This window comes from Vibrio penaeicida, assembly GCF_002933855.1.
GTDB lineage: Bacteria > Pseudomonadota > Gammaproteobacteria > Enterobacterales > Vibrionaceae > Vibrio > Vibrio penaeicida_A.
Genome location: NZ_BFAQ01000027.1, coordinates 23,259 through 47,156, shown reverse-complemented (window position 1 = coordinate 47,156; position 23,898 = coordinate 23,259). Strand labels below are relative to the sequence as shown.

The 23,898-nt window shown below is 44.8% G+C and carries 18 protein-coding genes; 11 read left to right on the top strand and 7 right to left on the bottom strand.

The window, feature by feature from the left end; genetic code table 11:
- The first annotated feature begins 471 nt into the window (after positions 1 to 471).
- The 3 genes from VPNCDNU1_RS15520 (at position 472) to VPNCDNU1_RS15510 (ending at position 4,507) form a co-directional block, all read left to right on the top strand.
- Positions 472 to 1,791, top strand: coding sequence for a hypothetical protein (locus VPNCDNU1_RS15520; RefSeq protein WP_104401160.1), 1,320 nt, complete (start codon positions 472 to 474; stop codon positions 1,789 to 1,791).
- A 339-nt stretch (positions 1,792 to 2,130) separates the two neighbouring features.
- Positions 2,131 to 3,504, top strand: coding sequence for an MATE family efflux transporter (locus VPNCDNU1_RS15515; RefSeq protein WP_167404809.1), 1,374 nt, complete (start codon positions 2,131 to 2,133; stop codon positions 3,502 to 3,504).
- The gene (locus tag VPNCDNU1_RS15510; protein WP_104401158.1) at positions 3,494 to 4,507 is read left to right on the top strand and encodes an AraC family transcriptional regulator; all 1,014 of its coding nucleotides are present in this window, start codon (positions 3,494 to 3,496) and stop codon (positions 4,505 to 4,507) included. Before VPNCDNU1_RS15515 ends, VPNCDNU1_RS15510 begins: the two co-directional genes overlap by 11 nt.
- Before the next feature lie 19 nt (positions 4,508 to 4,526).
- Here VPNCDNU1_RS15510 and VPNCDNU1_RS15505 read toward each other — a convergent pair whose 3' ends face one another.
- From VPNCDNU1_RS15505 to VPNCDNU1_RS15495, 3 genes are all read right to left on the bottom strand, one after another.
- Complete coding sequence (locus tag VPNCDNU1_RS15505; RefSeq protein WP_104401157.1) at positions 4,527 to 5,810, bottom strand: patatin-like phospholipase family protein; 1,284 nt, start codon at positions 5,808 to 5,810, stop codon at positions 4,527 to 4,529.
- A 3-nt stretch (positions 5,811 to 5,813) separates the two neighbouring features.
- On the bottom strand, positions 5,814 to 8,939 hold the full coding sequence (locus VPNCDNU1_RS15500; protein WP_104401156.1) for a hypothetical protein: 3,126 nt from the start codon (positions 8,937 to 8,939) through the stop codon (positions 5,814 to 5,816).
- 378 nt (positions 8,940 to 9,317) lie between these two features.
- The gene (locus VPNCDNU1_RS15495; protein ID WP_104401155.1) at positions 9,318 to 10,703 is read right to left on the bottom strand and encodes a multicopper oxidase family protein; all 1,386 of its coding nucleotides are present in this window, start codon (positions 10,701 to 10,703) and stop codon (positions 9,318 to 9,320) included.
- 140 nt (positions 10,704 to 10,843) lie between these two features.
- On the opposite strand from VPNCDNU1_RS15495, the gene VPNCDNU1_RS15490 reads away from it, so the two are divergent.
- Positions 10,844 to 11,365 (top strand): DUF2058 domain-containing protein, encoded by a 522-nt coding sequence (locus tag VPNCDNU1_RS15490; protein ID WP_101110214.1) that lies wholly within the window; start codon positions 10,844 to 10,846, stop codon positions 11,363 to 11,365.
- Positions 11,366 to 11,452: 87 nt separating this feature from the next.
- Here VPNCDNU1_RS15490 and VPNCDNU1_RS15485 read toward each other — a convergent pair whose 3' ends face one another.
- Complete coding sequence (locus VPNCDNU1_RS15485; RefSeq protein WP_145959462.1) at positions 11,453 to 11,650, bottom strand: hypothetical protein; 198 nt, start codon at positions 11,648 to 11,650, stop codon at positions 11,453 to 11,455.
- 265 nt (positions 11,651 to 11,915) lie between these two features.
- Between VPNCDNU1_RS15485 and VPNCDNU1_RS15480 the strand changes: the two genes are divergently transcribed.
- Positions 11,916 to 12,683, top strand: a complete 768-nt coding sequence (locus VPNCDNU1_RS15480; RefSeq protein ID WP_104401153.1) for a hypothetical protein — start codon at positions 11,916 to 11,918, stop codon at positions 12,681 to 12,683.
- Between the two features lie 14 nt (positions 12,684 to 12,697).
- Here the strand turns inward: VPNCDNU1_RS15480 and VPNCDNU1_RS15475 are convergent, their stop codons facing one another.
- Positions 12,698 to 13,588 carry a LysR family transcriptional regulator gene (locus VPNCDNU1_RS15475; protein WP_104401242.1) on the bottom strand — a complete coding sequence of 297 codons (891 nt, stop codon included), beginning with the start codon at positions 13,586 to 13,588 and terminating at the stop codon, positions 12,698 to 12,700.
- A gap of 160 nt (positions 13,589 to 13,748) precedes the next feature.
- Between VPNCDNU1_RS15475 and VPNCDNU1_RS15470 the strand changes: the two genes are divergently transcribed.
- Positions 13,749 to 15,668, top strand: coding sequence for an amidohydrolase (locus tag VPNCDNU1_RS15470; protein WP_104401152.1), 1,920 nt, complete (start codon positions 13,749 to 13,751; stop codon positions 15,666 to 15,668).
- A 60-nt stretch (positions 15,669 to 15,728) separates the two neighbouring features.
- Here the strand turns inward: VPNCDNU1_RS15470 and VPNCDNU1_RS15465 are convergent, their stop codons facing one another.
- Positions 15,729 to 16,934, bottom strand: coding sequence for an acyltransferase family protein (locus VPNCDNU1_RS15465; RefSeq protein WP_167404808.1), 1,206 nt, complete (start codon positions 16,932 to 16,934; stop codon positions 15,729 to 15,731).
- A gap of 706 nt (positions 16,935 to 17,640) precedes the next feature.
- Between VPNCDNU1_RS15465 and VPNCDNU1_RS15460 the strand changes: the two genes are divergently transcribed.
- The 5 genes from VPNCDNU1_RS15460 (at position 17,641) to VPNCDNU1_RS15440 (ending at position 23,183) form a co-directional block, all read left to right on the top strand.
- On the top strand, positions 17,641 to 19,593 hold the full coding sequence (locus tag VPNCDNU1_RS15460; protein WP_104401241.1) for a PTS mannitol transporter subunit IICBA: 1,953 nt from the start codon (positions 17,641 to 17,643) through the stop codon (positions 19,591 to 19,593).
- A 110-nt stretch (positions 19,594 to 19,703) separates the two neighbouring features.
- On the top strand, positions 19,704 to 20,852 hold the full coding sequence (locus VPNCDNU1_RS15455; protein WP_104401150.1) for a mannitol-1-phosphate 5-dehydrogenase: 1,149 nt from the start codon (positions 19,704 to 19,706) through the stop codon (positions 20,850 to 20,852).
- A gap of 53 nt (positions 20,853 to 20,905) precedes the next feature.
- On the top strand, positions 20,906 to 21,436 hold the full coding sequence (locus VPNCDNU1_RS15450; RefSeq protein WP_104401149.1) for an MltR family transcriptional regulator: 531 nt from the start codon (positions 20,906 to 20,908) through the stop codon (positions 21,434 to 21,436).
- 143 nt (positions 21,437 to 21,579) lie between these two features.
- Entirely contained in the window at positions 21,580 to 22,164 is a 585-nt protein-coding gene (locus VPNCDNU1_RS15445) for a sugar O-acetyltransferase (protein WP_104401148.1), read from the top strand.
- 71 nt (positions 22,165 to 22,235) lie between these two features.
- Positions 22,236 to 23,183, top strand: coding sequence for an alpha/beta fold hydrolase (locus VPNCDNU1_RS15440; RefSeq protein ID WP_104401240.1), 948 nt, complete (start codon positions 22,236 to 22,238; stop codon positions 23,181 to 23,183).
- A gap of 100 nt (positions 23,184 to 23,283) precedes the next feature.
- On the opposite strand, the gene VPNCDNU1_RS15435 is transcribed toward VPNCDNU1_RS15440, so the two are convergent.
- Complete coding sequence (locus tag VPNCDNU1_RS15435) at positions 23,284 to 23,835, bottom strand: TetR/AcrR family transcriptional regulator (protein WP_104401147.1); 552 nt, start codon at positions 23,833 to 23,835, stop codon at positions 23,284 to 23,286.
- Between the last annotated feature and the right edge of the window lie 63 nt (positions 23,836 to 23,898).

The window sequence follows — 23,898 nt, the reverse complement described above, 5'->3', positions numbered from 1 at the left end:
TACAGCAAATGGTTGAGCGGATAAATAATAAAGTAGGCCAATTTGTTTTATACCCAAACATCTTGAGGATAAAGGCTCTAACCGATACCGTGCTGCGTATTGTGATCTTTATATAAAACAGAGATCTAAATTAAATTTCAGAGATTTTAAGATTTGTTTAAAAGTTGACTGGAGATCAATTAAAGGGAACATTCCCATTGACGGAAAAAATGAAAATCAATAGGTTTCTTCGTGCCATCGAAACTTCGCAAAGCCAATATTTATAAGGGATGCAGTCCGATATGAACTGGCTAAGTAGTCGGAGTCGGTGTTTTTGTTTTTGGAATCATTTTTTAACTGTATTCCATTGTCTGTTGTTTGAATTTTTATTTTTCTAAGCATTTATTCACTTCAGATACGCATTTTGTATACGTCATTGCGAATTTACGCAGAACTTCTGACGTTCAAATAAAAATAATACCGGAGAACACAATGAAACCCCTGAATCTCTCTAAATTGTCGCTTGCAGTCGTATTTACTCTGTCTTCAGCGTCAGCTCTAGCTCAAACGCCATCCTTTACCGAGGGGCTAGAAGGGCGTGTTATGTCCTACTCGGAGTTTGTTGATAATAAATCAAACCAAAAAATGTTGATGACATTTGCCGATCAATCTCAAGCGGGTTCGATTGTATTTAACATTGACCATACCTGTGGCTATGTTTTGGGTACGCTAAACCTGAATGATCCTACTAGCGCTTTTGGTGGTGGGATGAATATTAAACTCAATAAATTTGGCAGCACCCATCGATGCAGTACAGAAGAGTTTGATGATCTTCGAACGTTGGTAACGGCAGACAACATCAACAGCATAAGACTGTTCACCACGCAAACGAGCCTGTCTTCTAAAGTCACTGGTGCAACGTTGTCATTTAGTGATGTTACAAAAGAAGTAGAAGCACAACGCGCTCGACAAGCGGTGCTCGATACTTACTGGGTTAGAGGAAATGACTCTGCATCCGGCAGCCAATCCGATGAGAAGCCTTCTGTGGACCTTTACTTGGAGCGAGTACAACAAGCGGCAACAGACTTCCCATATTTTGTGGTTCACAATCACGCATTACGTATCTTTGAAAGCGATAAAACAGACACCGGAATTGCAGCAGAAACTCTTGTAGGCAGTAGGTTCGGCGGTTTCAATATCACAAATGGTATGAACAGCGAGTCGATTGTTGGAAATCAAGGAACGACATTTGGGTTTGACCACACACATGCAAATGGTTTCGACCTAACTCAAGGGTCTATTAAGTTTGGTCAGTTTCATTGGCTGGAGCGGATACATTTGGAGTGGCCTAGAGAGCTGAGTTCTAAAAACCGTTTTCAAGTGAATGGCGATTCGCTAACGCTGTCTTCCGATACTTCTGAGGAGATCATTAAATTTGATCGTTTGGTCAAATCCGCCAAAATTGAAGATCTTAAAAGTACAGAATGGGTGGGGAACATAGCGAGCGAGAACGTGACGGCGAAGTTTGCGAGCCACTCCTTGGAAGAGATGGTCGTAAGCTTTGAAGGGATTGGTTCTAGAGCTTTAGTTAAACTAAGCGCAAACGACAGCGGTTCATTTAATAAAGCAGAAGTTGTGGGTGCAACCCACCAACATGCTTTGGTAACAACGCTGAAGAACGCATTACCAGAAGTAAAGTCGGTTGTTTTGGATTACTCTGACGCGAATAGCCGCAAGCTTCATATCATTACAGAAAGTGAAATATTCTCGTTAACAGAGAAACGCGCTGCGATTGCTATCACTTTTAATTAAGCTCGCTTTTTAGGTAAACAATACCCCCCGATAGCCCAATCGAATCAACGGTTGGGCTTTTTTGTTTTTGTAGTTTTGATTCTTTCAGCGTGTTCGGTTCTATTTTTCCCAAGCTGACGTTATTTATCCAAAGTTGAGGTTATTTCTTCTGCTCCATGGGTATGCTGATACCATTTGTAACATCAGTTGCATTCGCGCTCTACAACCTCAAGATGCTAACTCCGATACCCACAGTTTTAAGCTACATAAGCTGGCAATCGAATCATCGCAAGAATTGAAAATTCTTTTAGCCAGTTAACACCTAGAATGTCGACCAGGCTTAATAAAAAAGGAATCAACATGTCCGCAAGGAACACCAGTAAAGAAGCATCGACTCAACAATTAGCGAATACGCCAATCTTCCCATTGTTTATGCAAACCGCCATTCCCATTTGTATAGGGATGTTGGTGATTGGTTTGTACAATTTGGTGGATGGTATTTTCATTGCGCGATGGGTAGGGGCTGATGCGATTGGCGCGGTGTCGATGGTGTTTCCAATGCAAATGCTGATCGCCTCAGTGGGTGCCATGATTTCCTCGGGCACGGCAGCGATACTTACGCGGCTTATCGGGGAAGGGAAACTGTCGGACGCGGGAAACGTGGCGGGGAACGCCGTTTTTCTTACTGCTACCCTTAGTGTGATATTTTTTGTTATCGGATGGCAGCACCTAGACGCTGTGCTTGAATTTCTAGCCGTTTCGCCTGTCTTTTATGATCAAGCGTTCCAATACGCTCAACCTATCGTTCTTATGGCTATCGTAGCGATGATGCTCCCCGTTTTTGGCGACGTATTCCGCGCGGAAGGTAAAGCGCAGATCATGATGCTGTTAATGCTTACGTCTTCTGTTTTGAATATTGTGTTGGACTATATTTTCATTGTCGTCATGAATTGGGGTGTATCTGGTGCGGCTTGGGCAACGGTACTCTCTCAAGTAGCTTCCCTTAGCATCGGGATCTACATGTATTTAAAAGGAAAAACCTTGGTTCGCTTTTCCTTTCAATTCAATGTTCGGCTTTGGGGCTCTATTGCCGCTTTAGGTGTGCCTGTGTTGGTCGCTCAAATGGGGATGGCGATTCAAACGGGCTTAGTGAATTTTCAATTTACAGAAATAGCATCTAAAGATTGGATCAGCGCTTACGGTATTTTGGGGAGGCTATCGATTTTCATTATCCTGCCTATGATAGCGATGCTGATTGCGTTTCAAACCATATGTGGCTTTAACCTTGGTGCCAAGGCGATGGACCGAGTTCAACAAAGTATTAAAGTTGCTCTTACAGCAATGGTTGCGTATTCCAGTTTTGTCACCCTCCTATTGATTACGGTCCCTGAGTGGTTGATGGGTGTATTTACAGCGGAAGCGGAATTGATTTCCTATGGCAAGATCATCATATTTGCCACCATTTGGGGCTTACCATTGGCTGGAATCAACATGCTGGCGACAGGGTTCTACCAAGCAAAAGGCAACGCCAAACTGGCAACGATGTATAGCCTGTTGCGTGTTGTGTTTATTATGAGTCCATTGCTGTTTATTTTGCCGTACTTTTTTGATTTGGAAGGGGTGTTCTTGGCGATTGTAGCAAGTGATGTTCTGGCAGCAGGCATTACTTTATTACTGTGTTTTAAAGAGTACAAAAAACTTTCTGTACCGGAGTTGAGTTACGTTGACGTTTAGTGTGAACTCCCTGTCAGCCAGCAGTTGGCAGGTTTATAGTGAAAGGCTAGAGCCCGTTCTAGCCTATATTCATCAGCATGTGGATCAGCCACTGACGCTTGAGAAAGCGGCGGAGCTGAGCCACTTTTCCAAATATCACTTTCAGCGAATCTTTAGCGCGATTATTGGTGAAAGTTTATCGCAATACAGCAATCGATTAAGGCTTGAAAAAGCGGCAAACGCGTTGCTTTTTCACGAATCATTATCGATAACGGATATCGCCATGCAATTTGGTTTTTCCAGTAGTGCGAATTTCTCACGCTCATTTAAAGATCATTTTGGTATCACGCCCTACGGCGTAAAGAGTGGCAAGCCCACTTCGTTGAATGGCGCGAAAGTGCCGCTGAAGCAGCCAATTGATACGGCTATTTTACAGCACATTCATACATTGCGATCCGAAGCCAAAGTTTGCCCACCTAGTGAGGCTATTACCCCCGACAGGATCTTTGAATCGCCAGATACTGAGCTTTGTATTTTGAGGTCGGAAGAAGGCTATTTATTGCCAAGTATATTCCAGTGCTGGAATACGTTGATTGATTGGGGGCTAGAGAACGACATAGGTGCCATGGATCAAGTTCGGCTCGCGATGTGCCACGACAACCTGCTTTTTACCCCCAGAGAAAAGTGCCGATATGATGCGGCACTTATGATCACGCCAGAACAGCGAAGTAAAATCCACGAACCGTTCGAACTCGGCAAGTTAAACGCAGGTCGGTACGCAGCGTTTCGGTATCAGGGCAAACCAGATAACGCCGCGAAGTTTCAGATAAGCTTGTATGCGAAATGGCTGCCGTATAGCGGGTATGAGCCAGATGTTGCCCCTCTCATCGAGCGCTATGACCGACCAATTTCGGCGCGGTTTGATAAAAACGGCAAGCCAGAGTGGGTTGATATGGAAGTGTGGATCAAAATAAAACCGCTCAGAACGTTGAACGAACTGAGCGGTGGTTGTTATGGAGACTAGATGCTATGGAGACTAGATGTTAAGGCGATTGACTAAAATACGCGTCGACGGAACGTTCGGCCTCGGCGATTGGCGTCGCGCTTTTACTCGCGGGTGGGGCAAATTCTGTTGTCTCTAAATCGTAGGTGTAGAGATCAATGGATTGATCCCGTTCATCCTGACTTCGAATTTGTCCTTCCTCTGACGGGTAAAGCACCGTACCGAGTACATCACCCAAGTGGCATAACAGCACATCAAACGTACCTTGTTGTGGTGTGGCACTGCGCCTGCGTTGCGATGGCGGGTAACCATCCGTCAGTCGCAAACCCAAAGTATTTGCGTTTAACGGCTTAAGGTTTGGGTGTTGTGGTGATACCGAAGGCGATAGAAAATCAAACGCATGAAGGGGGAAGTTGTTTAACACCCCACCGTCCATCCACATTCCATGATAGTCGTCAGCTCTTTGGTTGTATTGCCCTGTAGGCACATTCGCTTCCACGTGAACCGGTTTAAACAACACTGGTAAATTCATCGAAATCCCAACGGCTTCTGCAACGGGGAAATCCGGTGTATGCCGTTTAGAAAATACCGACGGCCGGTGTTTAGTAATATTAGAACCTGTGATCACTAAGTCGACGCCCGTGAGGTCAAAGAACTCACGAAAGTTAAGTTCCGAACCATTTACGGCGTAGATAAGCGGCGCTTGCCCTTGCGGAGTTCGCCGGTTAACCAACCTTTGCCACAAAGTGCCATAGAGCGCACCTTGCAGAAAGTTTCGGGCTGCCACTCCCGGGAACATGCCTCTGTCGAACAGTATGTTAAACAAATAGTGCTCAGGGTGAGCTATCAACCTGCGTACAATAGGATCGGATGTGGAGCCAAATGCCCCATTCCTCGCCAGATTACCGACTGCGCTCGCCAGCATCGACAAGCCCCGAATACTTTGGCTTTGTTGGCGAATATGATCGATAGGGCGAACCCCATTTGGCGCACTGGTGTGCAAGTCGGGTCGATTGTTCCTATCTACCGAGCGAGACAGCCCAATGCTTGGTCCATCAAAAAAGCCAGTAAAGGTACTGGAATTATTAAGCACCTGCTGCAGCTGGGTGGAGTTATACCCCATCGCTAAAAACATGGCGGTGATAGCGCCGGCCGAAGCACCACTGATCCCCCGAATCTGGTTTTGCCCGGGCGTATCAATGTTGATAGGTAGAACACCGTGCCGCTCCAAGGCGCGAATGGCACCGAGGTAAGTCACCCCTTTGCCTCCGCCACCTTCTAGCGCGAGATAGTGTACATCCGCTGGATTAGAGATTCGTGCCATGGCTTAATCTCCATCCAAATCTTCAACCCACTCTCCGTCTTCATTCTGTTTCCATTTCGGCAACTTGTCGTCGGCTCTCAAGTGCACCAGTGAGGTTGGGATCCGAACATCCCAAGGGTCACCTTGTGGCACTTCTTCTCCGGGTCTATCCAGACGTTCTGCAATTTCGTCTGCAATTGGGAGATAGAGTGGGTTTGAAATGGTGGGCAGCGGACCCCCATCCCACAATTCACCAAAGGTAATGAAGTGGTCAACCGCACCTTCAAAACCCGGACGGATTGGCACAGAGACACGGCAATAACCCGCTTTAAGGAACTGGTTGAAAAGTGGATCGGTATCTTCATAAGCGATACGTTCATCCCATAGAGGTTTTCTTCCCCAGAAATATGGATAAGTCACCCATGTCACATGTTCCCATTCGAATGCTTGCTCAAAGAACCTAACGTACGGGCCTTCTGCTTCGTTTTCAAATATATTGATTTGGGGGAAGCCTTCACCGCCCGTCTCGATGGAGTTAAACAAGTCGAAGTGCTGCTCGGTAAGAATACTCACGCAATGCTTTTTAAGTTCATCTTTCATGAGCTCTAAATTGAGCGTGGGGTTCTTCCCTTCTATGGCGACACCGGCTTGCAGTTCGGCTGCTGAAAGTTTTTCTTCGTATTCAGATAGGCGAGCTTTGTAGGCGTTGGTCAGTTTGGCGTGGGTGTCTAGCCTCCATTTCATCATGGCGCGGTCGGTTCGTTGACACTTCACTTCGACAATGGCGGCTATGTCGGAGACCTTCCAGGTTTGCAAGCCAAATGGAATGCTCTCTCTTTCGCCACTGAGGCTGGTGCTCCAAACCCAATCGCCGTTTTCGAATCGATGGGATCGATTACCAATCACGACATCAACAACAAAATTGTCTTCCCAGATATTCACGACATTACCCACAACCCCGTGAATAGCCTTATAGCCTTCGTCTATCTGAATGGTGCCAGAGTGGTTGTAGTGCGTGTCGTCATCGCCACCACCGGCTTTAAAGTCCAGTGATTTGGTGATGTAAATTTCAGGTGGCGCACTGACATCGGTCGCACCGTACTCTTGAACCCATGAATGGTAGTTGTATTCAGTAATTTGATCAGGGCGCAGGTTAAATTCCATCGGTTTTTCGATGTGCAAAGCGCTGGCATGAGCATCGGATAGTGTTTCAATCAGGAAAGCTCCGGGCTCTGGCACCATAAAATCGTACATGGTGCGAATGCCATAATTGTACATTTGCGCTTGATAAACCTTATTCACCCATTGGTATACGCCAGCGATATGGCCATCGCCGTCGACGTTATCAATGCCGTGTGCCGATGTTTCGGTGACTTCATTGGTGACTCTTAATGAAGATCGTTCCAATACACGCTCGGTTATCTTATTGGCGCTTCGTTGTGTCACATCTTGCGAGAAACTGGCCGCGGTTTTAGTGGCTTCCTGTTTACTTCGAGATATCGAGCCTTCTGCACTGGCAGAAAATTCCACCACGGGTCCGTATTTCCCCGACACACTCAAACCTGCTTTAAGCGACGAGTCTTGCTTAATGGTTTCGCTGGTTTCTCGGCTCATTTCGAAACGACTGGTGGATTCTAACTCCCGCTCTTCACTGGTTGTGATTTCGGTTTCTTGGAATAGGAGTTCTTCGGTTTCCCGACGCCTTATGTGTTCCCTTTCTTTGGTTTCGCCTTTGAGCACATTTTCAATGTGAGCAATATCGGTGCCTTCATACGCCTTGAGTTGCTGCTTAATCACCAACAAATCGGCAATGCCTGCGGGGGCAATGCTGCCGTGTGTTCTCGGTACACGGGTGTCCACGAGCAGTGGAGCAACCCAGTTCCCTAAGTTACCTAATAAGCCAATGGTAATGTTGTTCCAAGCTGTCGCGATTGGCGTTTTGGTCATAACCAACGCTTTACCCATTCGCTTAAACGATTTCTTCATGGGGCGGCCGAGCAAACCATCCAAGTCGCTGGCAAGCATGTCGATTTCTTCTTGAAGCTTCTGAACAATTTCGTCGATTGGATCTTTCGTTATATCCAGTTTACGTGACGACAGAATTTTTCGGGTACTGTCGGTTAGCTTAGTGCCGGCTTGCTGGGTAGCAAGAAAACCTACCTTTCCTAAATCGACGGGGGTAAAGGCTTGCGTTCCGCTTTTAAAGTGTCGGGCTTTTTCTAGTAGTGACGTAAGGGATTTGCTTTCGCTGCCCACATCAATAGAAAACTGACCTACTTTTGCTTCTTTTAAGTTGTCGTCGATGATCTTAGATCGGTCAAGAATGCCTTTGGTGAAAGCCCTGACCAAGCTGTTTTCTCGCTCGAAGGCGGCCGTGGGGCGTAATTCCGCAGCAACCATAAAGCCTTTTTTATTGTCTTGCTGGATATGAACCAAAGAGTGACCTTCTAACCCAGAAAGTTCTTTAACGGCGTTGTTCAGCCGAGTGTGAAGGTTTAATTGACTCTCTGCCTGTTTTCTCTGACGTTCCAAGGCTTCTTGCCTGAGTTTTTCCCTCTGCTTTTGCGCCTCTACAGTAGAAAGTGACGATTTCAATTGAGCGTCTGTGGGCATTTTTAAGGAACGTCTTCGGTAGCGCCTTAGTGCTGTACCGGTTCCGGGAAATGCATTGTCATCATCTGTTTTCGCTATTAGTTCAAGATCACGCAGCATCTGTGACAAGATTTCGATTGGCTTGTTGTGTTCCTGCGGAAGGTATTTGATGGCGAGAACACTGTCTCGCAGTTGCTCTACCGCCTTCTTATACCCTCCTTGACCGACAATTTGATTGGGGTCAGAACCAAACGCTGCTTTGATGGCGTTAGAAACCTGCTGGTTGGTGACGGCATCATTGGGCTCTAGCGAATCTAAAGAAGCCGCGAGTGCTTGCCATGGTTTATAGATGTCATGATTTTTGGGGGTATGGACAAAGCGCTGACCTTGTACATATTTGGTGGCTGCGGTTTTTAATGCCTTGCGAGAGTCATTCTGTCCCTCTGCTTGCCCTAATTCGGCTTGAAAATCGGTGGCTTGTGATAATTCAATGCTTGGGGCGTCTTCACTTTGTGATACTGCCGGACGTTTAAGCACCAATCGAAATAAAGTTTCCATTTGATTTCTCCATAAATCGAAATGCAAACTGCGTTTTACTTTCCACGACTGTTCTTTTGGCGATAACGATTTTACACCGCTATGACGGCTTTATTCACGCAATTGAGTTCGCACAGTCGAACAATAGAAAGATCCGGCAACTTGCAAATGGTCTTCATACTTAAGGTGATGAAAGGAGCAGTGCAAGACGACTCATACAAGTTGCTCGGTTTTTATAATGAGGCACGTTAGTTATAAATTGCTAATGTATTTATAACTAACGTGTGATGTTGATTCCGGTAACGGTGTGGAATGGCTCGGATTCTAGTTTGGCGTCTAAAGGGTGAGACAAATTTGGTACCACCTGAAATCCAAAAGGGATGTAAATCAGTGTAGGAATTACACTACCTCTATGTACCCCATGAGCCCCGTTTTCATGTGCTCGATAACATGGCAGTGATACATCCAGCGACCGAGGTTATCGGCAACAAATGCAGCGCGTGCTTTGCCGTTTTTACCAAGCAACACGGTGTCGGTATGGAAAGGTTCATCCAGTTTTTTTCCGTCCAATTCCAACACCGTAAATGTATGACCATGAAGATGAATAGGGTGGTGATACTGGGTGACATTTCTCAAGTTGAAGATGTAAGTTTTGCCATATTCTAGTGTCGCGAGTGGCGCTGGAATCGAGTCTTTACTCATGCCTTCCCAAGCTCGTTTGTTCATCAGCCAGAATTTAGTGTCGACTTTGCCATTTTTCTTGGTAGGAGAGATTGCCCCTTCCCATTCGAAGACAAAATCGATTTCTGTTGCATTGGCTAAGTCCAGCTCAGGTACGGGATTGAGTGGCAGTTTAGGGAAGGGTTTGCTTTCTGCAATATCAGAAGCAATGGATTCGAACTCACACAGTGGAAATGGGAATTTTCCTTTCAAGAATCGAACGTAAAATCGCTCGCCTTGTTTCGGTGCATGTACTGCTAAATCCACCCGCATTCCGGGGCTAATTTTATGTGCTTTCAATTTATAGGGGGTTTTAATAGGGTTGCCATCGATCGCGATCACCCAAGCGTCTGCGCCTTCAACCACAATAGGGTAGGTGAGCGTGTTGTCTACGTTAGCAATACGCAGTCGAGTGGTGGCGTTTTCTTTCAGCTGATAAACCGGCTCATGTTTACCATTAACGGTGCCCCACTCTCCGGGGGTGCCCATTCTAGCGCTGTAGCGCGGGATCATCAGCTTTTTCCATTGGCCCTGTTTGTCTATGTGCCAATGTTTGAGGATCAGTGTATGTTCTTCATCAAATACAACAGGCTCTTCTTCTTCAACAATAATAGCACCGACCAATCCTTTACCAAGCTGAACCACACTGTTGACGTGGGGGTGATACCAAAATGTGCCGGCATCTGGCGGTGTAAAGGTGTAGGTAAAGGTTTCACCAGGCATAATAGGCGGTTGGCTTAAGAAGGGCACGCCATCCATTTCGATGGGAATGCGCAGCCCATGCCAATGGATCGTCGTTGGTTCTTTCAGTTTGTTCGTAAAAATGATGGTAACGGGTTCGTTCTGGCGACAGCGAAGGGTAGGGGCAGGAATACGTCCATCGAATCCCAATACATCGGTTTGGAACCCATTCACCAATTCGGCCGTGGTTTCTTCCGCGGTGAGTTCGTAAATCCAACCTTTCTTTTTGCTGTGGCTTGCTTTAGTTACGGTACATGCAGGAAGCGCAAACAGAGAAGAGATTGCTAGCCCTGCTTGAAGCAATCTGCGTCGACGGATATCCATAATTTCATTCCTGATAATAGCCTGATATTAGAGCCTGATGGTTTTTCGTGATTATTTTTGCGTGAAACCATAACACATTTGGTTTAAATCCCCTGATGCCTTCGTTAAACTGGCAGCAGTTTAATTAGATTGGATTGGAAATGGCTAAATTAACGCTTCAAGAGCAGATGTTGAAAGCTGGCTTGGTAAACGAAAAGAAGCTGAAAAAAGCGAAAAAGAATTCGAAGAAATCACGCGTGCAAGCACGTGAAGCGAAAGCGGCTGCAGAAGCGACAAAAGCAGCGCAGCAAGCGAAAGATAAAGAACTCAGTCAGCAGCAAAAAGAGCTTAAGTTATCTAAAGAGATCCGGGCTCAGGTTAAGCAGTTGATCGAAATGAATAAGCTTGATCTGAAAGATGGTGACATTAAATATAACTTTACAGACGGTAAGCTGATTAAATCTTTGTACGTCGAGTCACTTGTACGTGACCAATTGCTAAAAGGCATTTTAGCCGTGGCACGTTATGAAGATGGGTACGCAGTAATTCCTGGCGTGGTAGCGACTAAGATCGCAATGCGTGATGAAGAATCCATCATTGAGAATAAGTCGGCTGAAGAAGAGATTCCGGCAGAAGACGATCCGTACGCCGATTTCGTCGTACCGGATGATTTGATGTGGTGATTCCCCACACTTTTTCAACGTATCGACCTAGTAAAAGCAGCGGAAACGCTGCTTTTTTATTGGGTGTAATTTAAATCGAAGACACCTTCACAAAAATGGCTGCGCTTTTATGTTCAGCCGTTGGCGAATGTGACCCACTGCTTGAGTAGCTGGTTCGGCAATTACTTCGCTGGTAGCTTCGTTCGGGCTTTTAGGTTGCTGATTTTTAACAAGATAAAAACCGTAAAGCGCCACGGTGGCGTAAATCGTAATCAGTAGAATAAGAATTTGTGTGGATTTCGTCATGCCCAGCCCCCTTGCAGAATCAGAGTGATCACCCAGCAACAAAAAATGTATCGAAAATTCACTTTGTTGCATAAACAGTTATGAGGGAAAAAACCTAACATTCAGACGTCAATTTCGCCTTTTAATGATGGATTTAGCCTAACAAAATGTAATTTAATGCATCAGTAAGCCCTGCTAAGTTGATGAGTATTCGATTTCGTCGACTTTTTCATAGGGTTTGGACGTCCTAAATCATCAGAAAAATCGCCATTAGTTAGGGGTTAATATGAGACATTCTTTGTTAGCTTTCGCGACAGCCCTCACCTTTTCTTCAGCTGCCGTGGCCGAAGAATCCGAGATGATCGACCCAGCCGATCTCACACGCGTTTATACCCAAGCTGCGGTGTTTGTTACGTCGGACGCCGATGTCCGTTTATCTTCCATGCTGACAGGCGCTTGGACGGAAAATATTCAGTTTGGAGGTTTTCTTGAAGCTAATTTTGGCGACAGCCAAAGCACAGCAGGGAAGGATTCACTGGGTACGGATTATTTGGGTTCCAGAGCTCAGTATTTCCAAGTGTCTGGTACCGATAATTCCTTGATTCCACGGGCAGGGTTTATGGCTGATATCATTCATCAAAAAAATGAAGGTTTGGATGATACCGCGCTGTATTCATTCGGAGTGATTGGGGCTATTAACCCGGAATACACTGGGGGAGTGATGTTGTTCCCTAATGTAAATTACACGTCTGGTAAGGTGTTTGGCGAATCCACAAAAGGGTACATGCTAAATTTGTTTGCCACGATTCCTTTTGGTGATACCGGCGCCTTTATTCAGGCGTGGCCCGAATATTTCACCGTTTCTGGGGATACTGTTGAGATGGAATCGAGAGCGTTAAATGTGATGTTCAATGCGCCGCTAAAATCAGACCGGACGCAGTGGTTAATGACTAAGCTTGAATACGCTTCAGCAAACATCGTTACGCCTACGGGGATAAGCATAGAAGGAGACTACGAACTGAAAGCCGAAGTGGGCGTTAAGTGGTTCTTTTAACATTCATATTCATCTTAGATAAAGTGCTTCCTTGCGTATTGTGATATCACTTCCTTTATGTGAAGAAGCTCTTTTTCTTTTTCGAGGGCGATTGGGTAGTAGAAGGCGACACCAGATTTTGGCGGCGAGATAGCTTGTTCAATCCGAACTTCCTTGAGCACATTTCTTTCTAAATAAGGCTGTGCTTGTGCTTTACTCAGAATCGACCAGCCGTCACTTTTTAGCAGTTCAATTAACACATCGTTATTGCTAACAAATCGAAGGTCTGGCGATACGCCAAACATATCGGGTAGGGCATCATAAAGGTTTTCCGTGATGTATTGCTTTTCGAGCTTCAATTCATCAAGAGAAGCGACTTTGGATTTGGCAAGTGGGTGCTTAGGGTTACAACAGACGACGAAGCTTTCTGCCCCCAAATTCAAAAAGCGGTAGGGCACTTTAATATCACTGGTTAAGCGATATTGCATTAACGCCAGTTGGTGTGTTCCCATGGACACTTTATTGAGGATTTCTTCTCTGTTCCGATGAAGCCAATTCAGCTTAATGTGGGGAAAGTGCTGCGTGAAATTGGATTCCACATGGGCAATCATGGTGGTAGGAACCAGCGCATCATGATAAATATCAAAGTGCGTGAACTGGTGCTGGTAGCTATTCATCATGTGCGATTCCAGCGCTTCGCTGCTGCGTAAAACCAACTTAGCTTGCTTATAAAATGCTTCGGCTTGTGGCGTCATCACTGCCTTTTTCCCTTCGATATTGAACAGAGTTACGGCATAGCCATCTTCCAGTGCTTTGATTTGTTCACGCACGGTTGTTCTGTCTTTCTTGAGTTTACGAGCGGCTTGGCTGTAACTGCCTTCTTCTGCTGCGGCGCAAAATGCAGCTAAGTGTTCATAGGAAAACATGATAACCCCAATATGTTGGATAAACCCCCTCATAATGCATTACTTCGAACGGGATTTCATTGGTATTTTGTCCCCATAGTGTTCTGGATTGTTTAAGACGGGACACAGTTCTCAATATGTGTTTTAAAGCATATAAAATTTCTGATAAGCAGGTGTCCAAATGAACAAGACAATGAAATATTCAGCAATAGCCATCAGCTTAATGACCGTACTAGGCTGTACTTATAAAGAGCAAGATAAGGCGCACGCAAAAAATGACCTGAATTTGGGCAGCGCGATCACTGTATACGTGTCGAACGATCTGATTACATTGGCAGACAACACTCCGAAAGGCAGCAACGCGGTTGCGGTGCAAGACGGCAAGATTCTAGATGTGGATCTTAAGCAAAACTTGGTGAACAAATACCAAGCGCACCCAGACTTTTCCATCAACTACGACTTTGCCGACAAAGTCATGACCCCTGGCTTTGTTGAACCTCATATCCATCTTTGGTTGAGTGGTATCTTGCTTGGCACAGAGTTCATCACACCAGCCGATTGGCAACTGCCATGGGGAGACGTGAAGGGTGTTCAAGGTGCAAAAGCTTATAATGAACGATTGGTTGAACTAGAAGCAAGCTTACCAGAAGGGGAAACCTTAATTACATGGGGCTACCACCAATATTTCCATGGTCAGGAAATGAGCAAAGATCTTTTGAACAGCATTTCTGCTGATAGACCGATAATTGTATGGCACAGAAGCTTTCATGAGCTTTATTTCAACGACGCAGCTAAAAGAATGTTGGGTTGGTCTGAAGCGGACTGGACAGGCGAAGGTGCAGCGTACGATCAATTAAACTGGGAGAAAGGACACGCTTACGAGAATGGTGGAAAGATCATTCTGAGTGATGTACTTAGCTACTTGATGGAGGAAGGCGTATTTGCGACGGGTTTGGAGCGCACGCGTGATTATGTTCATTCTGGCGGTATTACAACTGCCATCGACCCGGGAGTAGTGATAACGCAAGACGTATATCAACAGATGGTGGATGTCTTATTGAACGACGATTTCCCGATGGATTATTGGTTGATGCCTGCGGGTAATTTTACTTACTCAATGGGCGGCTACAATGCAGAGAAAGGCAAAGCGATTGCTGAAGGACAAACTCAGATCTTCGAAGAAACAGACCAAATTCGCTGGCTACCTAAGTTTGTAAAACTGTTCTCAGATGGTGCGATGTACAGCCAATTAATGCAACTTAAAGACGGTTACACCGATGGGCACCACGGTGAATGGTTGCAAACTCCAGAAGAACTAGAAGACAGCATGCGCCCTTACTGGGAAGATGATTACACGGTGGTGATTCATGCCAATGGAGACTTGGGCTTTGAGAGCGCAATCGAGGTGGTTGAAAAGCTTAACTCGGAACATCAACGCGATGATCACCGCACAAGCTTTCATCATTTGGGTATTACCGACAAAAACGACATTCCAAGAGCTGTCGAGTCTGGGGCAAATTTCAGCGTAAACCCTTTCTATACACACGTTTTAGCCGAGCTTTATAGTGAGTTTGGTGTTGGGCAGGAAAGGGCCGAAGTGATGTCGCGGGGGCGTTCATTCATTGATGCCGGAGGCGTGCTTTCTTTACATTCCGATGCTCCGATGGCACCTGCTCAGCCTTTGTATTTAGTTTGGGCAGCCGTGAATCGCATTGGGTTATCTGGCTCAACAGTGATGGGACCGCAGGAAAAAATCACAGTGGATGAAGCCATGAGGGCTATAACAATTGATGCTGCTTATACCGCAAGGTTGGAAAACCAAATTGGAACGATTGAACCAGGGAAATACGCAGATTTCACTATATTAGACAGTAGCCCTTATAAGGTGAACCCGAAAAACATACATGAAATTGGTGTGGAAGCGACGGTATATCGAGGTGTGCCTGCCATTATTGAAAACAGCAATTCTGGCTTGGCGCTTAGTGCAACCAACCAGCGTGTCATGAGAACGTTGGCTATGCTTCCTGGTCACAACCATAGCGATGAGTTTTGTACCACCAGCCTAATGTTCCAACACGCAATGGCTGAAGCGGTTAAATGATGTAAAACCCAATTATGAGGCAGCCTAGTTGCTGCCTCTATTTTGATGGGGCGACACGCCTTAGCTATCCGCTGAGGCTTTTGTCAATTTTGAACGCTTTTCTTTGCTTTTTCCTCGCAACAAACGTTGGGCTGGGCGCTCGATACCGTAGTAACTCAAAGTAGACACGACAACGGTAATGGTAAGGAATAAAGTGATGCCGATTAGCCCGGCTGTCCAAGATGTTTGTTCGTACCACCACGCCAGCTTTTCAGGAGCAATGTAATGAATCACTTCCGTGCCCGCAAGTAACAGCACGGCGTGCCATAGGTAAACAGAGTAAGAAATATCACCCAGAAATTGAGTGAATCGGTTATCCAATATTCGAATTAACACTTGCTTTGGTTGCACTTGAGCAGCAGAAATACCCACCAGCAAGGTCATAAAAACGTAAGTCGACATAAGGGAAAGCTGGCTTGAACGAAAGTGCATAGAAAACACCACACCTGCAACCATTGCCCAAACCCAGAATCCGCCCTGACACCTTGCCATCCAGCTGTTATTGACGCTGCTGCACATCCACGTGCCCAACATAAACCCACTTACGCCTCGCACTAATGCTTCCGCAGACTTGGTATGATCCAAACTGTTTGATTGCGCTACCAAGGAGTAAATCATTATCAATGAAATAATTGGGATACCATAGCTTCTGCCAAAAGGCTTGAGCAACAAAAGTGCCATAGCAGGGAAGCACAAGTACACTAGCCACTCGATACTGAGTGACCACGACGATATGTTCCAACTCAGCCCACCAGACGTTTCCATGCTTTGCAGCATAAGTAAGTTTGAAAGAATAGCATCGCCACGGTTATAAGGTCCTTCAAATGGTGCTTGCCCAGCGAGCCCCCAGCTTTCTGCCAAAGGACCAGCATAAAACAGAATGCCTTCACTGGCTTTGAAGCTTTCCCAAACAATAAGCGTTAATAGAGTAACAAGGAACAAGGGGTAAATACGACTGAAACGGAGCCACATAAACTCACGCCAATTGGAGAGCGTTACCCCATCTTTGAATGTATTCCGATAAACATGGATCATCACATAACCGCTTAGGATGAAAAACAGATCGACCCAGATGTAGCCCCTTTCAAGGAAGTATGTGTAATCCGCAATGGGGGATTTCCATTGAGGGAATAAAACAAGCCGCGCGTGATAGAGCACCACAAACAAGGCTGCAAAACCTCGAAGTGGAGTCAGCAAAGGTAACGGACGTAAAGATGACGTAGCCATACAGACACCGGTTGTCGTTTTTATTAAGTGGTGCCAGTGTCTTACACCTAAGAAAAAGATTGCCATTGGAGAATGGTTAAGCTTTGTTAATGTTAGGTATTGCTTCGCATTTTTATAAAGTTTACAAAAAACTAGCGAAGTACGTTATTAGAAGAAAAGCCTGTTTCTTTGAGCCTATCGATAACATTGCCGCGAATTTTTTTAAACACCATTAATATCGCACCCTGCTAGATAGGTTATTCCGTGCTCATTCGCCCATAACCCTCGGTGAGCAATTTCTGTTATTAAATTTCACAATTAGATATGCGTGACGAATATCAATGTTAATTCGCCGAGTATTACTGGGTTCAGTGTGATACATATCACTTATGGGGTTAAATTCGAGATGAAAAATAAATAAATAGTGATTTGCGTCACTAATAAAATTGATTTCAGATTTAATGAAATGAGACATTTGTCAAATTGATTTATATTGACAAATATAAAAATAGGTATTTGTTTTTAAGTTACAAGCTGATTTGTTGCGATAGATCACTTAAATGTTTCACTTGTATTAATAATTTGTGATGCGTACTGCAAAAACCCCGTTGTCAGTTCTGATTCGGAAATGTGTGATAGTTTGATTGAGTGCAAAATAATCAAACAAGCGGTTTTGGCGAACCGTTTAATTCAACAATATTCATCAGAACATCGAACGGGAACAGTTATGATATCACCTGATACTAAGATCAAGATACAAAATTTTGGTCGTTTTCTGTCAAATATGGTAATGCCTAACATAGGCGCGTTCATCGCGTGGGGCTTTATTACCGCCTTATTCATCCCTACCGGATGGTTACCAAATGAAACGCTAGCATCTATGGTTGGTCCTATGATCACATACCTGCTTCCGCTGCTTATTGGCTACACGGGGGGTAAACTAGTTGGAGGCGATCGCGGTGCGATAGTTGGTGCCATCACAACAATGGGAGTGATTGTCGGTACTGACATCCCTATGTTTATGGGGGCAATGATGGTCGGCCCTATGGGCGGCTGGGCTATTAAAAAGTTCGACAATTACATCGATGGCAAAGTAAAGAGCGGCTTCGAAATGTTGGTGAACAACTTTTCTGCTGGCATTATTGGCATGCTTTGCGCGATTCTCGCTTTCTACTTCATTGGTCCATTTGTAAAAATCCTTTCGGGTGGCTTAGCAGCTGGCGTTAACTTCTTAGTTTCAGCGCATCTACTGCCACTAACTTCCATATTTGTAGAACCTGCGAAAATCCTATTTCTAAACAATGCAATAAACCACGGTATTTTTTCTCCTTTAGGAATTCAGCAAGCTTCAGAAGCTGGGCAATCAATCTTCTTTCTTATCGAAGCAAACCCAGGTCCTGGCTTAGGGATCCTTTTAGCCTATATGGTGTTTGGTAAAGGTACTGCACGTCAAACCGCTGGTGGCGCGTCAATCATCCACTTCTTTGGTGGTATTCACGAGATTTATTTCCCGTACATTTTAATGAACCCACGCTTAATCTTGGCTGCTATTGCAGGTGGAATGACAGGTGTATTCGTTTTAACAATGTTCAATGCGGGTCTCGTGTCTCCAGCGTCACCTGGTTCAATCTTCGCCATATTGTTGATGGTTCAAAAAGGATCGGTTGTGGGTGTATTGGCTTCAATCGCATCTGCTACAGGCGTGTCATTTGCAGTGGCAGCACTCCTTATGAAGACACAAACGTCGACAGAAGAAGATGGAGATGAAGCAGCATTAGAAAAAGCAACTTCACAGATAAAGGATATGAAATCTGCATCTAAAAACGGTGGGGTGGTACAGAAGCAAAACAACAATGAAGTAGACCTTGCAACCGTCCAAAGCGTTATTGTTGCGTGTGATGCTGGCATGGGGTCAAGTGCTATGGGGGCAAGCATGTTGCGCAAGAAGGTGCTAGACGCTGGCTTAGACATCAAAGTAACCAACCTCGCTATTAATAGCCTACCTGAGAGTGCCGATATCGTGATTACTCATAAAGATCTAACGGATCGTGCACGTAAGCATGCTCCAAATGCACACCACATTTCACTTTCTAATTTCCTAGACAGCGAAATGTACAATCAACTGGTTATTAAACTGTTGGCTTCGCAAAAACAACGTGCAGCTAACGACGACCAGTTAGTCAAAGTGTCGGTACTCGCTGCTAACGATGATAGTTTTGAGCCGCAGCAGCCTTCAGTATTCCAAATTCAACATGAAAATATTTACCTAGGTTTAACGGCGACTGATAAAGAACAAGCAATTCGATTTGCAGGCAATAAACTCGTTGAGCTAGGTTACGCAGAACCAGAATACGTAGATGCAATGTTTGAGCGTGAAGCTCTGGTTCCTACTTACCTTGGTGAGTCTATTGCGGTGCCTCATGGCACTGTAGATGCAAAAGATCGGGTAAAGAAAACAGGCATTGTTATTTGCCAATACCCATCGGGCATCCAATTTACCGAAGATAAAGACGATATAGCGAAACTGGTTATCGGTATTGCAGCCAAAAACGACGAGCACATTCAAGTGATTACTACCATTACAAATGCACTCGATGATCCTGAAGCAATAGAGAAGCTAACGAGCACCAACGATGTGGAAGAAATTCTGAACATTTTAGGTGCACCACAAGCAGCATAATTACTCTTTTAAACGGCTCCCGAGCAAATTAAGGTCGGCTGTAATCCCTATATAGCCGACCTCACGCTAGGACCGAGAAGTTAAATTTCAGACATTGGTAGGTAAAAGTTATGAAAAATGCAGTTCACTTTGGCGCAGGTAATATCGGTCGGGGGTTTATCGGCAAACTACTGGCTGACGCAGAAGTCGAAGTTACCTTTGCAGACGTTGATGTACCGCTGGTTGATCAACTTAGCCACAAACAAGAATACAAAGTAAAAGTTGTCGGCACTGAGTGCCAAATCGATACTGTTACGCATGTAACTGCTGTTAATTCAGCGAGTGAAGATGTGATTGATAGAATAGTGAAAACCGATTTGGTAACGACGGCCGTAGGTCCAAACGTTTTAGACATAATAGCGAAAACCATCGCGACAGGTATTTCCAAGCGGCTAGAAGCAGGTAACGAGGCACCACTTAACATCATTGCATGCGAAAACATGGTTCGTGGTACAACACACCTAAAAGGCGAAGTGTACAGTCATCTAGATGCCTCGCTGCATGCCAAAGCCGATAAGCTTGTTGGCTTTGTCGATTCTGCCGTAGACCGCATCGTTCCACCAACTGGGGCGGCAAACGACGATCTTCTTGATGTGACGGTAGAAAGTTTTAGCGAGTGGATTGTAGATGAACAGCAGTTTAAAGGTGAAGTCCCAGAAATTGCAGGGATGGAAAAAACCGACAACCTAATGGCATTCGTAGAACGTAAACTGTTTACGCTCAATACAGGTCACTGCATTACCGCATATTTAGGTTGTTTGAAGGGGCATCGAACCATCCGAGAAGCAATTGAAGATCCCGACATTCATGCACAAGTGAAACAAGCAATGCATGAAAGTGGAGAAGTACTGATCAGACGTTATGGTTTCGATCGCGACATGCATAACGCTTACATTGACAAAATTTTGAGTCGCTTTGCTAACCCATACCTGATGGATGAAGTTGATCGTGTAGGACGTCAACCCATTCGAAAATTAGGTCCAAATGATAGATTAGTGAAGCCTTTACTCGGTACAATAGAGTATGGCTCTGAAAACCAAGCAATTTTGAAAGGGATTGCCGCCGCATTGAAGTACACTAACGACACAGATTCACAAGCTGTGGAGCTACAAAAGTTGATAAAGGAAGTGGGTGTGAAAAAAGCATTGATGACACACACTGGGCTTGCAGAAAATAGCGTTGAAGCCGCAAAAATTGAAGCATGCTACAACCAACTTTGATTTACTTGGGGAGCCTAGCTCCCTTATATAATAATTAAAAAAGTATTCAGTATATGGAAGATATCGTCAACGAAACCGAGATTATTGAGCGATTAAACAGCGCCCCATCGGTGCGAGGCTTTTTTATTACAGCAGTCGATGTATTTAATGATTCGATCGACGGCTTGATACAGCGAATTTTTCGTAAAGACAACTTCGCAGTGCAATCAGTTGTGGGTCCATTACTACAGGATTCAGGACCATTAGGTGATCTATCGGTGCGCTTAAAGTTGTTGTTTGGGTTGGGGGTGTTATCTGATGAGATTTATCATGACATCGAGGGCATCATAAAACTTAAAAACGAACTTAGTAGTGATTCACGCGAATACGTGTTCACCGATCCAAGTGTTCTTCACGCCGTTAAAAAGCTTCATCTACTTAAGAATGTGGGTATAGCGCAATTAGAAATCAGTGAGCCAGACGATGATATCGACGTAGAGTTCTATCAACTACAACTTCAGCGTCAGCAGCAAATCGTTAAGTCGGGGCTATCACTAGCCATAGTCGAAATCTGCAATGAACTTAACAAAGAAAGCCCATTCTAAAATCACTTAAGCATATAAAAGTAAGGACTATGTGTCGCTCAACATATCGGATAATAATGGCTAGCCGTTAAATTGACGTGGTCGATATTATTGAGCACTCAATTGCCTATAATGCCATATTGCTGACAATGATGGTGATCGTTATGACTGAATTTGAAAAGATGTGTTCGGGTGCCGATTATGACGCTTTAAGCCCAGAATTTGATGAACTGAGAAACAACGCGTTCGAATTACTTCAAAAAATTAACCACACGCAGTTCGAAGCAGGCAAACCTTACGTGGTTAAACTGCTTAAGCGGGTAGGGGAAAACAGTATTATCTGCCCTCCTTTTCTTTGTGAGTATGGAAAAACAATATCTATTGGGTGCGATACGTTTTTAAACATGGGCGTAACGATGTTAGACAACGCCCCAATTACCATTGGTAATAACGTCTTAGTTGGGCCCAATACTCAGTTTTACACCCCAACACATCCTCTTGAATACCAGAAACGCAAAAAATGGGAGATTACCTGTTTACCCATTGTCGTTGAAGATGATGTATGGATTGGGGGAAATGTCGTGATTTGCCAAGGCGTGACCATTGGAGCGCGCTCAGTGGTTGCAGCAGGCTCAGTTGTGACCAAAGATGTCGCGCCGGATACTCTTGTAGGTGGGACGCCCGCAAAAGTAATCAAAGCGCTGAATGCTGAAGACCACCGACAACAAAGTGCGCTAAAACCCATTTAGCCTCGCCCGGGTTGTTCTGTGCAACGGAATAGCGGTAATGTGTGTGTTCGATGCAAAAGGGGAACCATGGCATGAAAAAAATCCTTCTACTGTCGTTCTCGGGGTTCGTGTTAATTGCCATCATTGCCTATGCGGTTACGCCGATTTCGACACTCTTTCGATATGTGGCAAATGCTGAGCGAAGCATGGCAGGTCTAGAGCTTAAGCAAATCCAAGTGGGTGAACTCGATATCGAATACCTTCGTGGGGGAAGCGGTCCTCCGCTCGTGTTACTTCATGGTTTTGGCGCAGATAAAGATAACTGGGTTCGAATATCTGGCGATCTCGTGGGCGACTTTGATGTTATTGCGATTGATTTACCAGGCTTTGGGAACAGCACGCAAAACATTGCGTTGGATTATGATGTGCTCTCACAAGTTAAAAGGGTAAAGCGAATAACAGAGGCTTTGAACCTCACAGAGTTTAATCTAGCTGGCAGCTCAATGGGTGGATACATAGCTGGGAACTTTGCAGCTCAATACTCCAATACAGTGGAACACTTATGGCTTATTAGCCCCTTTGGCGTAGAAGGATCGGAGGTTAGCGAGATGTTTGCTGCCACCAAGAAAGGGCTTAACCCAATAGTCTTACCCAGAACAGAAGCCGAGTTTATGGATCTGCTTGATTTTTTGTTTGTTGAAGCGCCATTTATCCCTTCTCCCATCGTGCACCATTTAGCAGGTAAAGCGAAAGAAAGAGTCGAGATAAACACCAAAATCTTCGAGCAAATACACCGAATGAAAAATGGCGAGCCTCACCCTGATTTGCCGTTGGATAGTGTTTTAGAAAATTACAGTGGTTCGGTACTGATCACATGGGGCGAGCAAGACAGAGTGCTGCACGTTTCGGGTGCGTCGGTTTTAAAGCAAGTTATCCCGCATGCCCAACTGGATATCGCCCCTAACGTCGGCCATCTACCTATGGTAGAAGCCCTTTCAGAAACCGCTGAGTCGTTTTTATCTTTTTCCGCGGAATTCTAATTGCTCGCACTTCATAACTGATTAAATTAAGAGCAGCCAGTAATTGGTTGCTTTTCTTTTTTCATCAGAAACCATCGAGAAACTAAAATATATTGTGTTATTAAGAACAAAGTACCTTTAAAACAGCTTTGCTTTTTGCACACACTTCGGTGCCTTGGTGAGTCATGTGGGCGGTGGTAATTGCACCTTCCTTCATAATGCAGATTGCATCGAGGAGGTGGGGGTTTTCATTACTGAGTTTGCTTTCGATGAGTTGTTTTACTTCCCTTTTGTGGAAGGTGCAATACTGCAGAATGTCGCTCTCAATGTTACTGAATTCCGCAGAGGTATTGATAAAAAAGCAGCCTCTAAACTTGCCTAAACTTTTTGCATTTCCGTTAAACCATTGCGCTAAACCATCAAATAAATCATCAATCAATTCTTGATCGGATTCTGCCTTTTGTAATAACACCTCTAACCACTGCATAAAGCGTGAATGCCTTTGCTCTAATGCGGCAAGAATCAACGCGTCTTTGCTTTCAAAATGGCTGTAAAGCGTCCTTTTGGCGATGCCAGACACTTTTAAAACTTCATTAATACCAATCTCATGAATGCCCTGATGGTAGAAAAGATCGAGCGCGGTATCGATCAGCAGTTGACGTTTTTTACTCATAACTCACCGACGTGGTTTCAAAGTGAAGACAAAAAGAGTTTGACAAAAGTAGACAGAGTTGTC

Bases quoted from the DNA above. Each gene is read 5' to 3' on its own strand.
- VPNCDNU1_RS15520 (WP_104401160.1), top strand. From the start codon at position 472: ATGAAACCCCTGAATCTCTCTAAATTGTCGCTTGCAGTCGTATTTACT.
- VPNCDNU1_RS15515 (WP_167404809.1), top strand. From the start codon at position 2,131: ATGTCCGCAAGGAACACCAGTAAAGAAGCATCGACTCAACAATTAGCG.
- VPNCDNU1_RS15505 (WP_104401157.1), bottom strand. From the start codon at position 5,810: ATGGCACGAATCTCTAATCCAGCGGATGTACACTATCTCGCGCTAGAA.
- VPNCDNU1_RS15500 (WP_104401156.1), bottom strand. From the start codon at position 8,939: ATGGAAACTTTATTTCGATTGGTGCTTAAACGTCCGGCAGTATCACAA.
- VPNCDNU1_RS15495 (WP_104401155.1), bottom strand. From the start codon at position 10,703: ATGGATATCCGTCGACGCAGATTGCTTCAAGCAGGGCTAGCAATCTCT.
- VPNCDNU1_RS15490 (WP_101110214.1), top strand. From the start codon at position 10,844: ATGGCTAAATTAACGCTTCAAGAGCAGATGTTGAAAGCTGGCTTGGTA.
- VPNCDNU1_RS15485 (WP_145959462.1), bottom strand. From the start codon at position 11,650: ATGACGAAATCCACACAAATTCTTATTCTACTGATTACGATTTACGCC.
- VPNCDNU1_RS15480 (WP_104401153.1), top strand. From the start codon at position 11,916: ATGAGACATTCTTTGTTAGCTTTCGCGACAGCCCTCACCTTTTCTTCA.
- VPNCDNU1_RS15475 (WP_104401242.1), bottom strand. From the start codon at position 13,588: ATGTTTTCCTATGAACACTTAGCTGCATTTTGCGCCGCAGCAGAAGAA.
- VPNCDNU1_RS15470 (WP_104401152.1), top strand. From the start codon at position 13,749: ATGAACAAGACAATGAAATATTCAGCAATAGCCATCAGCTTAATGACC.
- VPNCDNU1_RS15465 (WP_167404808.1), bottom strand. From the start codon at position 16,934: ATGGCTACGTCATCTTTACGTCCGTTACCTTTGCTGACTCCACTTCGA.
- VPNCDNU1_RS15460 (WP_104401241.1), top strand. From the start codon at position 17,641: ATGATATCACCTGATACTAAGATCAAGATACAAAATTTTGGTCGTTTT.
- VPNCDNU1_RS15455 (WP_104401150.1), top strand. From the start codon at position 19,704: ATGAAAAATGCAGTTCACTTTGGCGCAGGTAATATCGGTCGGGGGTTT.
- VPNCDNU1_RS15450 (WP_104401149.1), top strand. From the start codon at position 20,906: ATGGAAGATATCGTCAACGAAACCGAGATTATTGAGCGATTAAACAGC.
- VPNCDNU1_RS15445 (WP_104401148.1), top strand. From the start codon at position 21,580: ATGACTGAATTTGAAAAGATGTGTTCGGGTGCCGATTATGACGCTTTA.
- VPNCDNU1_RS15440 (WP_104401240.1), top strand. From the start codon at position 22,236: ATGAAAAAAATCCTTCTACTGTCGTTCTCGGGGTTCGTGTTAATTGCC.
- VPNCDNU1_RS15435 (WP_104401147.1), bottom strand. From the start codon at position 23,835: ATGAGTAAAAAACGTCAACTGCTGATCGATACCGCGCTCGATCTTTTC.